Source organism: Methanobrevibacter sp. (assembly GCF_030539665.1).
Taxonomy (GTDB): Archaea; Methanobacteriota; Methanobacteria; order Methanobacteriales; family Methanobacteriaceae; genus Methanocatella.
Window position 1 is genome coordinate 90,766 of sequence record NZ_JAUNXR010000001.1, and the last position, 14,123, is coordinate 104,888.

Annotated in this window: 11 protein-coding genes and 1 tRNA gene; 10 read left to right on the forward strand and 2 right to left on the reverse strand. The window is 33.1% G+C overall.

Annotation, left to right across the window (positions count from 1 at the left end; genetic code table 11):
• The first annotated feature begins 122 nt into the window (after positions 1-122).
• The 3 genes from Q4P18_RS00370 to Q4P18_RS00380 all read left to right on the forward strand — a co-directional run bounded on the left by Q4P18_RS00370 (position 123) and on the right by Q4P18_RS00380 (position 4,896).
• Positions 123-3,557, forward strand: a complete 3,435-nt coding sequence (locus tag Q4P18_RS00370) for a hypothetical protein (RefSeq protein WP_303334368.1) — start codon at positions 123-125, stop codon at positions 3,555-3,557.
• Positions 3,558-3,929: 372 nt separating this feature from the next.
• The gene (locus tag Q4P18_RS00375; protein WP_303334370.1) at positions 3,930-4,391 is read left to right on the forward strand and encodes a hypothetical protein; all 462 of its coding nucleotides are present in this window, start codon (positions 3,930-3,932) and stop codon (positions 4,389-4,391) included.
• Positions 4,392-4,443: 52 nt separating this feature from the next.
• Positions 4,444-4,896: a hypothetical protein gene (locus tag Q4P18_RS00380; protein ID WP_303334372.1), complete on the forward strand. Its 453-nt coding sequence runs from the start codon at positions 4,444-4,446 to the stop codon at positions 4,894-4,896.
• 46 nt (positions 4,897-4,942) lie between these two features.
• On the opposite strand, the gene Q4P18_RS00385 is transcribed toward Q4P18_RS00380, so the two are convergent.
• Complete coding sequence (locus tag Q4P18_RS00385) at positions 4,943-5,950, reverse strand: TRC40/GET3/ArsA family transport-energizing ATPase (RefSeq protein ID WP_303334374.1); 1,008 nt, start codon at positions 5,948-5,950, stop codon at positions 4,943-4,945.
• Between the two features lie 199 nt (positions 5,951-6,149).
• Here Q4P18_RS00385 and Q4P18_RS00390 point away from each other — a divergent pair, with 199 nt between their 5' ends.
• Genes Q4P18_RS00390 through Q4P18_RS00415 form a run of 6 tightly spaced genes read left to right on the forward strand, consistent with a single transcriptional unit; the run spans position 6,150 to position 13,373 of the window.
• On the forward strand, positions 6,150-6,938 hold the full coding sequence (locus Q4P18_RS00390; protein ID WP_303334375.1) for an NAD+ synthase: 789 nt from the start codon (positions 6,150-6,152) through the stop codon (positions 6,936-6,938).
• Between the two features lie 13 nt (positions 6,939-6,951).
• Positions 6,952-9,798, forward strand: a complete 2,847-nt coding sequence (gene leuS / locus Q4P18_RS00395) for a leucine--tRNA ligase (RefSeq protein ID WP_303334376.1) — start codon at positions 6,952-6,954, stop codon at positions 9,796-9,798.
• A 40-nt stretch (positions 9,799-9,838) separates the two neighbouring features.
• Positions 9,839-10,909, forward strand: a complete 1,071-nt coding sequence (gene cfbD / locus Q4P18_RS00400) for a Ni-sirohydrochlorin a,c-diamide reductive cyclase catalytic subunit (protein ID WP_303334377.1) — start codon at positions 9,839-9,841, stop codon at positions 10,907-10,909.
• A 9-nt stretch (positions 10,910-10,918) separates the two neighbouring features.
• A complete protein-coding gene (gene hisH, locus Q4P18_RS00405) occupies positions 10,919-11,515 on the forward strand; it encodes an imidazole glycerol phosphate synthase subunit HisH (RefSeq protein ID WP_303334378.1) in 597 nt (198 codons plus the stop codon).
• Positions 11,516-11,519: 4 nt separating this feature from the next.
• Entirely contained in the window at positions 11,520-12,884 is a 1,365-nt protein-coding gene (locus tag Q4P18_RS00410) for an AIR synthase-related protein (protein ID WP_303334379.1), read from the forward strand.
• Positions 12,885-12,935: 51 nt separating this feature from the next.
• The gene (locus Q4P18_RS00415; RefSeq protein ID WP_303334380.1) at positions 12,936-13,373 is read left to right on the forward strand and encodes a hypothetical protein; all 438 of its coding nucleotides are present in this window, start codon (positions 12,936-12,938) and stop codon (positions 13,371-13,373) included.
• A gap of 42 nt (positions 13,374-13,415) precedes the next feature.
• On the opposite strand, the gene Q4P18_RS00420 is transcribed toward Q4P18_RS00415, so the two are convergent.
• Positions 13,416-13,919, reverse strand: a complete 504-nt coding sequence (locus tag Q4P18_RS00420) for a ferritin (RefSeq protein ID WP_303334381.1) — start codon at positions 13,917-13,919, stop codon at positions 13,416-13,418.
• A 118-nt stretch (positions 13,920-14,037) separates the two neighbouring features.
• Between Q4P18_RS00420 and Q4P18_RS00425 the strand changes: the two genes are divergently transcribed.
• Positions 14,038-14,111 (forward strand) — tRNA-Arg (locus Q4P18_RS00425).
• The last annotated feature ends 12 nt before the right edge of the window (positions 14,112-14,123 follow it).

Sequence of the window (14,123 nt, forward strand, 5' to 3'; positions counted from 1 at the left end):
CTTTTTATTTATTATTTTTAAAGATTTGCAAACTGCACAATTGTTTTAATACTATATAAGTCATTATCTAACAGTTATTTGTTGATTTTTTTTGAAAAAAATCAACTGGTTTGGTGGATAATATGATTAGAAAAATACATATTTTTTGTTTGCTTTTTCTATTAATCCTATTAATAGGAAACGTGTCTGCAAATGATGATACAAATCTTACGGATGCCATTTCAGACAATGAAGTTCATTTGGAAACAAATGACATTGAAATGTATTTCAAGGATGGAACATCATTTGATGTGAAACTTATGAACGGTGAAATGGGGTGTGTAGGTGAAGTGGTCAATATAACAATCAAGAGCAAAACCTACACACTCATTACTGACGATGCTGGAGAGGTTAAATTACCGATTAATCTTAATCCTGGCACATATAGCTTTAAGACAGAGAGTATTTTAAATAATCAGAGTTTATCTGTAATTAACATTGTGAAAATTAAACAAATGAACACTTCCTTAATTGGCGAAAAAACTTTGAAGTTACCATATAAGGAAGGAAAATATTCAGTATCATTAATTGGAGGCGATAATCATAAATTGGCTGGAAAAACAGTAATATTTTCAGTTTTGGGAAAGGAATATAAAAAAACAACAGACAGCAATGGTGTAGCCAGCTTGCCGATAGGCCTAAACAAGGGAACATATAAGGTTTCCGCAAGATTTGAAGAGGCAAATTACATCAAATCTTCCATATCATCTACGATAAATGTTGATGTATTGAAAACCAGGCTTGTAGCAACATCATGGGTGGTTCAGCCGGGAAGTTACTTTTCAGTTAGATTGATAGATGAATATAATCGTCCAGTTGAAAGTCATGTCGTGGTATTTTCAGCTTCAGGTGAATCAAATGTTTCAGTAACTGATAGCGAAGGTTTAGCAACTTTTAAATTATCAATAAATCCCGGAATTCATAGTATTAACGCATATACTTATGATAGTACTGGCTTTTTAAAAGCTTACCTTTCAGGTAAGATGACAATAGATTATTCCAATCTTAACATTTCTTCCGACGATTTTGAAACATTTGTCGATAGCAACAATCCGTTAAACGTTTACGTTACAGGAGAAAATGATACATGCCTGGTTAATGTAAATTTAAAGACAAATATTTATAAAAATGGAACACCTGTCAAAACAATCGAATCAAAGGTTTATGAAAATGGAATTGCATATGTTAATCTTGATTTGGAACCTGGTGAATATGTGGCAAGGAATTTCTTATTATTGGAATCTCAGGGTAGCGAAAACAAGATAATTGTTAATCCTGCCAATGCCATTGCATCATCATCTGATTTGAAATTAAACAGAAAAGGAGAATCCTACACAGTCACTTTAAAAAACAATTACACTGGGTTGGGTATTGAAAATAAAGCTGTCGTATTTACAATCGAAGGTCCAAACTTCAAGCAGCCCCTTAGCTACAAGAAACTCACAGATAAAAATGGTGTAGCTAGTTTGCCTATTAATTTGAATGATGGAAATTATAAGATTTCATATTATTTCGATGGTGATGGTGGATATGGAGAAGTTAAAGGATGCAATACAATATCCAGAGGAAATTTCAAATTAAATACTCATTTGGATATTTTAACTTCAAATATTTACATTAAAAATAACTGCTATGAAGTCAAGTTGCTTGATTCAAACAACATCTCATTGAAGAATCAATTGGTTTACATCACTATCAGTGGTTTCAACTCTAAAAAGACTGTCACATATAAAGTTTCCACAGATGACGATGGTATAGCTAGACTTAAAATTGGTTTAAGTGATGGTACATACTCCATGAAAGTAGAATTCAAAGCAAATTCACTTTTTACAGGATCATCCAATTCCAGTAGCCTAGTAGTGGATAAAACTCCTAACTTCAATTATACGTTGGACATTTCAAAGTTCATTGAGCATAAGGGATTTAAATGCACTTATGTTAGGGAATTCACTGTAAATTACAATAACTTAGTTTATAAATTCTGTTTTGGGGAAAATGAAAATGGATTCTACCAGATTACTGATAAAAATTCATATTTTGTGGGGTATGATGGTTTGGAGTCAAAAATACCATTCAAGCAAGGTATTGGATTTAAAACTTCAGGCAATAATCTTCAATTGATTTTCCATGGAAGAACATGTGATGTTGGTCAATTCAGCGTAATATATTCTTCAGAAACAAATTATGAAAACATAGCTTTTGTTATTGATAACCAGGTTGTAGCTAAAGTTACCGTAAAGTTATTGTTCTATGAAGATGAATTTAGAAAACTGTTTGATTTGGGATATTATTATTTGGGTCATGAATTTATAAATTCATCATTTAAAGCTGAAAATATGGAGTTTAACAGGGAAGTCCAATGGACATTTGAGGAAAAGCAAATGACCATAAAGGGAATGCCTGTTTTTGATAATTTCAATACAATCCAAAGCTATTTGATTGATTATAAAAAGATTTCCAACGAAATTTTGCAAAATGAGATAGAAAAGGCCGTAAATTTCAATGGTGGATATGATAAATATGCTTATAATATGTATTTGTCTGCGCTTTTGACATTGTGGTCTGCGGATTGCATGGCTGATGAATATGCAAACCAGCTAAATGTCACTTGGGATAAGAAGCCTTGTCACATTGTATTGGTTAATCTTGATTGGTTAGGTCTCACTTTAGATTCTAAAGTTCCTTTGACTGTTAATGGGGATAAAAATAATACAATCCAATTCAGAATGGTTCACGGATTATTATTCTCATTATGCGAACAATTTGGATTATCTTCAACTGGAAATCAAGCTGTAGATTCAGTAACCAACATAATGACTGCAATAGCAAATGGGGAGAATTTCGTAATTACTCAGAAAAATAATGTTTTCACTTTGAGATTAGTGAATTCTACTAATAGTATAGTTATTAATCTCACTTCTGGTGTAACTTCCACTTACACAAGCTTGAACATGGAGAATTTATTATCTAATATTATTTTAAAAGGTTCTTCATGTATTCGTCCAGGTTCTCAGAATTTTAGAACAGGATATAATGCAAATTATATATTGAATGTTCATAAAATGACATTAGAAGGCTATTTTAATATGATTGCAAATATAAATTATAAAAAACTTGGAGGCCTCTTTTTAAAACATATGGGCATTAATACTCCGATACTTGTATTTTCATTGATTGGTAAAAATTTTCCAGTGGCAGGACTGGTACAAATATCCTGCGCTGCTAATGGGGCGGTTTTAGAATATAGGAATAAATATGCTCCGGCTAATACTTGGCAATATTATAGTCCTCTTCAGTATTCATGGGATGTAAAAATTCTTTCAGTTTATAATGAAAAAACAATGGTTTATGATAAAGTTGAAATACCTTATAATAATGCTATTGGCGATTATGATGTTGAAAAAGCAGTTTATATAGACTTTATGGAAGGGAAGCGTGATCTAACAAAAGGAGAAAAAATATTTTATTCAAATTATGATGTTGAGCCGCTAACTGTTTATAATCTTTTTGAACGTTAATAAATAAGTTCGTAAAACTTATTTATTTTTTATTTTTTTATAGTTTGATTCTTATTAGTGTAATTATCAGTATTTTATCTTCAAAAAGTGTTTCTTAAGTTTAAGCCGGTCTTTTATTTATCTTAAATTAGAAATTTGAAGATGTCTTTGTTGGAATTCTTAATAATTGAATATTAAACTTAAAATAAATTAAAAGCATGTTTTTAGCTATTAATTTTAAATGTAGTTTGTTTAGGAAGTATATTGGATGTATAAATTGAATAGGAATAAAAATTTTCTACTTATGTAGATGATTGGTAAAGTGTTAATAAAAGTTTTTAAAAATAGAATAAATAAGGTTTAATAATTTATTCTTTTTTAAAAGGTGATCATATGGAAAAATGGAAGAATTTGAATAAAGTATTAAATATAATACTTCTAATTTGGGGAGTATTGACTGTTTATTTCTTTGTTTCTCATAATATGGGGCTGTTTAGGGAATCTGGTTTTTTCTTTTTAATAGTTTTAGGTACAGTAATATTGCTTTTTGATTGGAGTTTTAAAGATGAAAAGAATCCACAGTCTTTGACTTGTTTACTTCATAATGATGTGGGTCAATATGTGATAAGGTGGGGAGTATACATATGTGGATTAGTTTGCATTGGATTTTTTGGTGGAAGTCTGGGAGCATTAATTTATTGGGCGCTTATATGGGTAGATTATGGATTAATTTCTCCTTCTGAAAGGGCAGTTTTTGAATTGGAAGGGAAAAGGAGGAAAGATTCATTAATTGTGGTAATCATGTATTTGCTTTATTTATATAGTATAGTTTATGAAATGCTCATGGCATTGTAATAAAAAAGAATTTTTACCCTTTATTATGATGGATTGATTATTGGGTGATTAAATGGTTAAATGGGAAAAAGTGAGCGATATATTGAATATAATACTATTGGTTTGGGCAGTTTTAAATATTTATTGTTTTATTGCTCATACTGGATTATCAATATTGAGGGGCTCTTTCATTCTCTTTTCGATAGTTATTTGTTATATTATGTTTCTTTTTAATTGGACCATAATGGATAAGAGTAATCCTCAGTCTTTGATTCATTTTGCAGCAAATGATGAGAATATTAGATTGACTTTAAGAATCCTACTCTTTTTTGTGGCGGTGGTCTCTATTGGTATTTCTGGATATGGTGCGGTTTTAATATACATAATATTATTGCTTATTAATGGGGCAACTTATCCAACAAAGTATTCAGTTTTCAAATTATCTAAAGAAAGGGATACAAAGTCATTAATAATTGCTATAATAATGTTATGGTTCATATGTACTGTAATTTTATGGTATTGGTAGGAAAAAAAGAATTTTAAATAAGTTATTATCATAATAACTTATTTTTTTATAATTGTATGGCTTCTTGCTGTACTTCATCGTTGTCCTTGTCTTCATAAAGGATTTCAGCCAAGTTTAAAAGCTTTTCTTGACCTTTAACTTCATCCTTGAACAAAGGCACTTGAAGCACATTCTGGTCACGGAATTTCTGATCAATTAAAACCAAACGTTTTTGTTGAAGTTCATGTCTGGAATGGCAGAAATCACAGTCGCTGATGTCTGGCATCACTTGATTTACAATAACGCTGTCTACAGTTATGTTATATTTGTCTAATGCTTCCAATGCTCTTTCTGATTCGTAAATTGACATCTCTTCAGGAATTACTACCATCTTGAATGTTGTTCTATCAGAATCAGCCAAGACTTCTTTTGCTTCATTAATTTGTCTTTTGGTTCTTTCTAGCTCTTCAGTGGATTGAACATCGTCTCCAGCATCAAGGAATGGTATGAGGTTTTTAAGTTTGTTGGCGGTTTCTCCTAATTTTGCTTTTATGGTCATCATTTTTCCAACCCATGAATCCATAACTTCTGGGAAGGATAATAATCTTAATGTGTGTCCTGTTGGGGCGGTATCGAATACTACTACATCATATTCATTTGAGGTCATTACTGTAAGGAATATTTCAAATGCTGCTGCTTCATCTGCTCCTGGAGCTGCAGATGCAATGTCTAACTGGTCTGTCAACATGTCAAGTCCCATCAATTTGTCTTGTGTTGACATTGCTTTTTGAGCCTCGAGGGCTGCTTGCTTTTGTGCCATTGCTTCATCTGGATCGATTTCAACAGCGTATAGGTTTGTTTTTATTTCACGTGGATAATGGCCAATTGGCACTTCCAAAGAGTCGGATAATGAATGTGCAGGGTCTGTTGACACGATTAATGTTTTTTTACCTTGGTTTGCTAACCATAATGCGGTAGCTGCGGATACTGAAGTTTTTCCTACTCCTCCTTTTCCACCTACAAATATGAATGTTGTCTTATCATCGTTAAATTTAAAATAATCTTTTAATGCCAAAAAAATTTCCTCCTAAATACTTTTAGTAACTTAATGTTATTTTTATATTGATTAACTATATAAAGTTAGCTAATAGTTGTCATATTTCATCAAGAAATTTTAAAAACCAAAATATGCGTATTAAAAACTTTATTTTTATAAATAAAAAAAATCATAAATAATAATATTATTTAAAATTAAAATTAAAGTCGTGATTGAGATGACTCAGATTCCAGATTTAAATGTTAAAACAACAAAAGAGGAGTTAATGAACTTCATTAAAGAAAAGGTAGCTGAAGCTAATGCAGAAGGAATCGTAGTTGGATTAAGTGGAGGAATAGATTCAACAGTTACAGCATTTCTCGCTACAGAAGCTCTAGGAAAAGAAAATGTGTTTGGTCTTGTAATGCCATCAACAACAACACCAACTGAAGATAAGATTCATGGTACTGATATTGCAAAAAGGCTTGGAATTGAATATAAAGAGATGGCAATCGATAAAGTCTTGAACGAATTTTTACTCGTGTCAAATACTCCTGAAGAAGAAAACGAATTGGCAATTGGTAATCTTAAAGCAAGGATTAGAATGGCTCTGGTTTATTATTTCGCTAATATTAAGAATTATATTGTGGGAGGAACAGGTAACAAAAGTGAAATTTTAATTGGTTACTTTACAAAATACGGTGATGGAGCATCCGATATGGAGCCGATTGGTGAGCTTTATAAGACTGAAGTAAGGCAATTAGCTAAATATATTGGTATTCCTGAGGAAATTATAGAAAAACCTCCTCGTGCAGGATTATGGAATAATCAAACCGACGAAGAAGAAATTGGAATGCCTTATGAGATTTTAGACAGGATATTGTATGGTTACATTGACTTACATATGGATGCAAAAGAAATAGCTGACGATATTGGTATTCCTTTAGAAGAAGTTGAAAGGATTATTCTCAAAGTTAAAAACAATACTCATAAATCAAAAATTCCAGCAACTCCTAACAATAGATAGTTTTGGTGATTTGGTGACAGAAAACATAGAAAAAAAATGGCAAAAGAAATGGGATGATGAAAAGTTATTTGAATCAAATCCCAACGAAAAAGAAAAGTTATTCCTGACTGTTGCGTTTCCGTATCCTAGTGGTGCAATGCATATTGGACATGGTCGTACATATACAGTTCCTGATGTTTATGCAAGATTCAAAAGAATGGAAGGGTATAATGTATTATTCCCAATGGCATGGCATGTAACAGGTGCACCAGTTATTGGAATTGCAAGTAGAATTCAAAGAAAAGTTCCATGGACTTTAGATTTATATGAAAAGGTTCACAAGGTTCCTAAAGAAACTTTACCGAAAATGGAGGATCCGGAATTTATTGTAAAATACTTCAGTAATGAATATCATGACGTGATGCATGACATGGGATATTCAATTGATTGGAGAAGAGAATTCAGAACTATTGATCCTACATATAAAAAATTCATCGAATGGCAAATCAGAAAGCTTAAAGATGCCGATTTAATTAAAAAAGGAGAACATCCGGTAAAATACTGTCCAAGATGTGAAAATCCTGTTGGTGATCATGATTTGCTTGAAGGGGAAGGAGTAGGAGTTAACGAACTTACATTGCTTAAATTTAAAGGTGATGACAAGTTCTTTGTAACTGCTACCTTAAGGCCAGAAACTATTGTTGGAGCTACAAATCTTTGGTTAAATCCCGACATTAAGTATGTTGAAGTAAGAAATGGTGACGAAAATTGGATTATAAGTGAAGAAGCGCATCACAACCTGCAGCACCAATTTAAAGATATGGAAATAATTGGTGAAATCAATCCTAAAGAGTACATCGGTACTTTTGTGGAAAATCCGGTTACAGGTGAAAAACTTCCAATTCTTCCGGCTAGTTTTGTAAGTGGGGAATATGGTAGTGGAGTGGTTTTCTCAGAACCTGCTGATGCACCAGCTGATTTCATTGCTTTAAGGGACTTAAAGGAGAATTCTGATTTATTGAAAGAATATGATTTGGAAGACATAATCGTTGATGTTAATCCAATTCCAGTTGTTGAAGTTAAAGGCTATGGCGAGATTCCTGCAAAAGATATTATTGAAGGAATGGGAATTACAAGTCAGGAAGATGAAAAGCTTCATGATGCAACAAATGAACTATATAAGGTAGAGTTCAGTAAAGGAAGAATGCTCGAAAAATATGGAGGGGCTAAGGTTCGCGCAGCTCGTGAAGACTTCAAAAACGATATGATAGCAGACAACACCGCCACTATCATGTATGACTTTGCAGAAAGGCCTATTATCTGCAGATGTGGTGAACGTTGTGTTGTTAAAATTATGGACAATCAATGGTTCATGAAATATTCTGACCCTGAATGGACTGAAAAAACCTGTAAGGTTCTTGAAGGGGAAGAAATTATTCCTCCAGAAATTAGAAACAATTTCGAATATTATCTTGACTGGTTGGATGATTGGGCTTGTTCCAGAAATATCGGTCTTGGAACCAAGCTCCCTTGGGATGATAAATGGTTAATCGAGCCTTTAACCGATTCTACAATTTACATGTCCTATTACACTATTGCCAAATATTTAAGGGATATGGATCCTGAACTTTTAAATGATGCATTCTTTGATAAAGTGTTCTTAGATATTGATAGCGATGATATTAAGGTGGATTCTGAAACTGTTGAAAAGATTCAAAAAGAGTTTAATTATTGGTATCCTCTTGATTGGAGATTATCAGCAAAAGACTTGGTTGGAAACCACTTGAGCTTTTTAATGTTCCACCACAGTGCAATCTTCCCTGAAGACAAATGGCCTAAAGGTACTGTTGTTTTTGGTATGGGCTTACTTGAAGGAAATAAAATGTCCTCATCAAAAGGAAATGTCATTCTTTTAAAAGATGCTATTGAAGATTACAGTGCGGATGTTGTAAGGCTTTTCTTAATGGCTTCAGCTGAACCATGGCAAGACTTTGATTGGAGAGAAAAAGAAGTTCTTGGAACTAAAAGAAGATTGGAATGGTTTAGTGAATTTGCAGCCAAAGTTGAAGAAATCAAGGGAAGCCCTCTTGATTTAAGTAATATTGAAGAAGTGGAACTTTCAAGAACAATAGATCTTTGGATGTTAAGTCAGCTTAATAGTCATATAAAAGAAGCAACTGAAGCTTTAGAGGTTTTCCAAACCAGAAAAGCTCTTCAGGAAGCTTTATTCTTGCTTAAGAAGGATATAGATCATTACATGTATAGGGTTAAACATTTACTTGATAAACAAGATCCTGCGGTTATTTATGTTCTTTCAACTGTTCTTGAAAATTGGATTAGACTTTTAGCACCATTTACTCCACATACTTCTGAGGAACTTTGGGCTAATTATGGTGGTAAAGGTTTTGTGTCTGAAGCAGAATGGCCTGAATATGATGAAGAATTGATAAGTGATAAAATAGAACGTTCTGAACAATTAGTTCAAAATACTATTAAAGACATAAATCAAATCAAAAAGATGGTAGGTGGCGATGTATCAAAAGTGCATATATATCTTGCCCCTGAATGGAAATGGGAACTTTATAAAATAGCTGATGAGGTAGGAAAACCTGATATTGGCCAAATTATGGGTAGGGCAATCGGAGCTAATGTTTACGATGACAAAAAAGAAATAGCTAATGTTGCTAAAAAAATCTCTCGTGAAATGACCAAAACCCGTTTCATCGGTAAAATCGACGAAGAGCAAATATTGAACGATGCTATTGATTACATTACTGAAGAAATTGGTAAGGACATAATTGTTCATAGTGATGACAGTTATGATCCTGAAAACAAGGCTAGAAATGCAATGCCTTACAAACCGGCTATTTTCATGGAATAAATTAATTTTTATTCCTTTTTAATTTTTATAAGGTGATAACGTGCATCCAAGACCAAGTCCGATAGCAGCATCTCTTTATACATTAAGGGATATGAATGCTGATGTAATTATCATGCATGGTCCTCATGGCTGTTGTTTTAGAACAGGAAGACTTCTTGAAAGTGATGGTGTTAGGGTTTTAACAACTGCTATGGCTGAAAATGATTTTATTTTAGGTGCTGGTGAAAAGCTTGAAGAAACTTTAAGAAATGCTTATGAAATGTTCAATCCTTCTTTAATAGGTGTTGTCGGAACATGTGCCAGTATGATTATTGGTGAAGACTTAAAAGAAGCAATTGCTAATGCTGATTTAGACTGTACTGTAATTCCTGCCGAATCCCATGGTGGTTTTGGTGAAGGGGATAACACAGAAGGGGCCATTATTGTTCTTGATTCTGCAGTTGATTGTGGGGTTATCCCTCGTGAGGAAGCAGATAGGCAAATTGAAATGCTCAAAAAGGCTACAGAAATAGAAAAAACTCGAGGTATGGCTCAAGGAAAATATATTAGGCCTAATTTTGGAGACAATAAGGAAGAAGTAGCGAGAATGATTGTAAAGGCAATCAAGGAAGGTAAAAAGGTTGCTTTTGTGTTAAATGCTAAAAAAGAAACTACTTACTTGTTTGCAGATATCTTAAACTTTAAATATGAAGATATAAATCCTGATAATAAGCCTATTGTTGTAGCAAATTTGGATGAGAATATTGGCCTTCCAAGAATAAGAAATCATGCTACTAATATAAAGGGTCAATTGGATATTCCTATTGATTATATTACTGGTGGTCTTGATGAATATCCTGTAACTGGTAACGTTGCGGGAGAATATTTAAAAGATTTAAATCCTGACATGTTGGTTGTATTTGGAGTTCCTCATGCATTTCCTGTTGAAGATTTTGAGGGTCATACAATTGCTATTACAGATGGGCCTCGTCTTGTAGAACCTTTAAAAGATTTGGGTTATGATAATGTAGTTGCAGAGTTAGATGCACATTCTAAGACATTAGGAACAGATGAAATTGTCTATTCTGATTTTGGTTCAATGATTAGATCCGCTATTGAATGGGAAAAATAAGTTGATTTTATGATAACTATTATTGATTATAAAAGTGGAAATCTTAGAAGTATTTCTAATGGTTTTAGAAAATTAAATTGTGATGTTGAAGTGACAAATGATGTTGAAAAAATTGCCAATGCAGAACATCTTGTTTTGCCAGGTGTTGGTGCATTCGGTGAAGCTATGAAAAATATACAGCCATTTAAAGAGGTTATTTATGAACATGTGGAGGATGATAAACCATTTCTGGGAATTTGTCTTGGTCAACAGCTTTTCATGAGCGATAGCGAAGAATCATTGGGTGTTGATGGTTTAAACTTTTTTAAAGGCTCTGTTAAATATTTGCCAGTGGATTTGAAAATACCTCATATGGGATGGAACAAAATTAAAATTGTAAATGACAGCCCTATTTTTGAGGGCGTTGATGGCAAATACTTTTATTTTGTTCATTCTTATCATGCTGTTCCTGAGGATGAAAATGTTATTGCAGCCACTACCGATTATGGTATGGATGTAGTTGCAGCATTATCTGAGAATAATTTATTTTCTACTCAATTTCACCCAGAAAAAAGTGGGCGTGACGGATTAAAGATTTTGAAGAATTTTATTAATTTAAGAAGATGAAAACATGGATATGGAAGGTTTTGTTAGAGATAGGATTGAAGATGTGGAAGAGGACGATTTAAAAACTATCTTAGCATCTAGAATTCGTGAATATAAGGATGTTGATGAGGATAATGCTCTTTTAATTGCAGACAGTGTAATTGATGAAGTTAAAACAACTCTTAAGCTTGAAGAATGTGGTGATGAGTTTTTAAAAGATATTGTCGCAATTCCTAAAGCGGGAGTAGCTATGGGAAAAATGGGAGTTGGTTCTCGTGGAGCAGGTGACTTTTTTGTTCACAGAAAAATAGCGGAAATTGTTGCAAGTACAAATACTGCCTCTCTGGTAAATCCATCAGAACAGGATGATGGGGGAGTAGTTCGTGCTCAAGCAGACAACGACGAATTGTATGTCACTACTGCAGTTGACGGAATTCATTCACGTTTAAGTGAATATCCGTTTTTAGGTGGATTTCATGTAACTAGGGCAACATTGCGTGATGTTTGTGTAATGGGTGCAGATCCGGTAGCTATCTTAAGTGACATTCATTTGGCTGATGATGGTGATGTTGGAAAATTATTTGACTTTACAGCAGGTGTAGCTGCGGTGTCCGAACTTGTGGATGTTCCAATTGTGGCTGGAAGTACCTTACGTGTTGGTGGAGATATGGTTTTAGGTGATAGGCTGGTTTCCGCTGTTGGAAGTGTTGGTGTTTCAAATTATCCTCCAACTGCAAGAAAAGGAGCTACTGCTGGGGATGTTATTCTTTTGACTGAAGGTTCTGGTGGTGGAACTATCACAACCACAGCTATCTATAATGGTTATTTTGATGTGGTTTGGGATACTATGAATGTAAATTTTGTTCAAGCATCTCATGCTCTTTTTGAAGCGGATCTAGTTAAGGATATTCATGCAATGACTGATGTAACCAATGGTGGACTTCGTGGAGATGCTCATGAAATTTCAAACACCACTGGTGTTGGTTTGGAGTTTTATGAAGATGAAATCAACAAAACAATTGCTCCAAATGTATTAAACATGCTTCAAGAATTAGATATTGATCCTTTGGGTGTTTCTACAGATTCATTGATGCTTATAGTGCCTCCTGAATATGTTAGTGATGTTAAGAAAGCTGTTTCTGATGCAGGGGTTCTAATTTCTGAAATTGGACTTGTGGATGATACAGGCTCTCCAAATTTAATTCGTGAAGACGGTAGCGTTGAAAAGCTTGTTCCACAATTTAGGGAAGCTGCCTATACAAAAATCAAGAAGCTTGTTGGGGATACCACTCCTGAAGACTTTGAAATCATGAAGGCACAGGTTCAGGAAGCTGCTGATAGGGCAATTTCTAAAAAGGAACGTGTGATAAAACACATCCGTGAAAATTAATTTTTTCACACTTCTTTTAATTTTTTAAATTTTTTTGTTTAAAATATCTTTATGAATGATAAAGGTTATTTTGAAATTATTGATGGCATTTTGGCCATTATACTTATTTTTACAGTATTTTCAATATTTAATTTGGTTTTGTCCGTTCCAAATGAGTCTGTCTCTTCTTCTGTTTATGAATTCAAGTCTTCTCAGGATATTATGGAGCAGTTGTCTAGTAAGGTGGATGTTGCTGATGTAAGTTTTCTTGAGGAAATCACCAATATCTTAAAGGAGAATAAGAATTCCAAAAGAAGTGTCAAAATTGTATCGTCGCTATGCGATGAAAAGTTTAAAATCCTTGGTCTAAAAAAGAACTATTATTTTACAGAAACGAATCATTTAAACAAAGATAAAATCAGTTCTAATGGAAATATCAATGCAGCAAATAATTTAAATGTTGCATCAAGATTTTGTGACGATTATTATTATGTGTTATATACATGGTAATTTAAAAAAAAGTAAAGTTGTGCCCAAAAAGGGCATTCATTTTTATATTTCTGAAGTGTAGATACGGTTAGCGAATTCTGCATCAAGCATAAATAAGATATCTGCAGAGTTTTTACCTCTTTTAATTTTACCGAGGTTTTCCATTGCATTCTCTTCTTCTTCAACTTGTTCTGCAACGTACCATTGTAAGAATTGGTTAGTGGCATGATCGCTTTCTTCAATTGCTAAGTCTACAAGATTGTTAATTAATGAAGTTACTAATTGTTCATGTTCTAATACGTGTGCAAAGATTGCTTCGATATCATCCCATTCGGTTTGAGGTGCTTCAATTGCTTCTAATGTAACTTTAGCTCCTCTAGCAATGATGTAATTGTAAATTTTCATTCCATGATCTTGTTCTTCTTTAGCTTGTACTTTCATCCAGTTAGCAAATCCTGGGTAATCTAATTCTTCAAGATATGCTGCCATTGATAAATACAAGTATCCGGAGTGAAATTCTGCAGTCATTTGATCATTTAAAGCTTTTTCCATTTTTTCAGATAACATATATAATCACCTTTTTTTATTGTATACTCTTTTTAATATTTATACTTTATTCAATCTCATTACTTAATTTTAAATACTAAAAAAACAATATATTAAACTGTACTATTTTTTTAAATTAGCCCCGATGGTGTAGTTTGGATAACACGTAGGACTGCGGATCCTATTCCCCGGGTTCAAATCCCGGTCGGGGCATTTATTTTATTA

Bases quoted from the DNA above. Each gene is read 5' to 3' on its own strand.
- Q4P18_RS00370 (WP_303334368.1), top strand. From the start codon at position 123: ATGATTAGAAAAATACATATTTTTTGTTTGCTTTTTCTATTAATCCTA.
- Q4P18_RS00375 (WP_303334370.1), top strand. From the start codon at position 3,930: ATGGAAAAATGGAAGAATTTGAATAAAGTATTAAATATAATACTTCTA.
- Q4P18_RS00380 (WP_303334372.1), top strand. From the start codon at position 4,444: ATGGTTAAATGGGAAAAAGTGAGCGATATATTGAATATAATACTATTG.
- Q4P18_RS00390 (WP_303334375.1), top strand. From the start codon at position 6,150: ATGACTCAGATTCCAGATTTAAATGTTAAAACAACAAAAGAGGAGTTA.
- hisH (WP_303334378.1), top strand. From the start codon at position 10,919: ATGATAACTATTATTGATTATAAAAGTGGAAATCTTAGAAGTATTTCT.
- Q4P18_RS00410 (WP_303334379.1), top strand. From the start codon at position 11,520: ATGGATATGGAAGGTTTTGTTAGAGATAGGATTGAAGATGTGGAAGAG.
- Q4P18_RS00415 (WP_303334380.1), top strand. From the start codon at position 12,936: ATGAATGATAAAGGTTATTTTGAAATTATTGATGGCATTTTGGCCATT.
- Q4P18_RS00420 (WP_303334381.1), bottom strand. From the start codon at position 13,919: ATGTTATCTGAAAAAATGGAAAAAGCTTTAAATGATCAAATGACTGCA.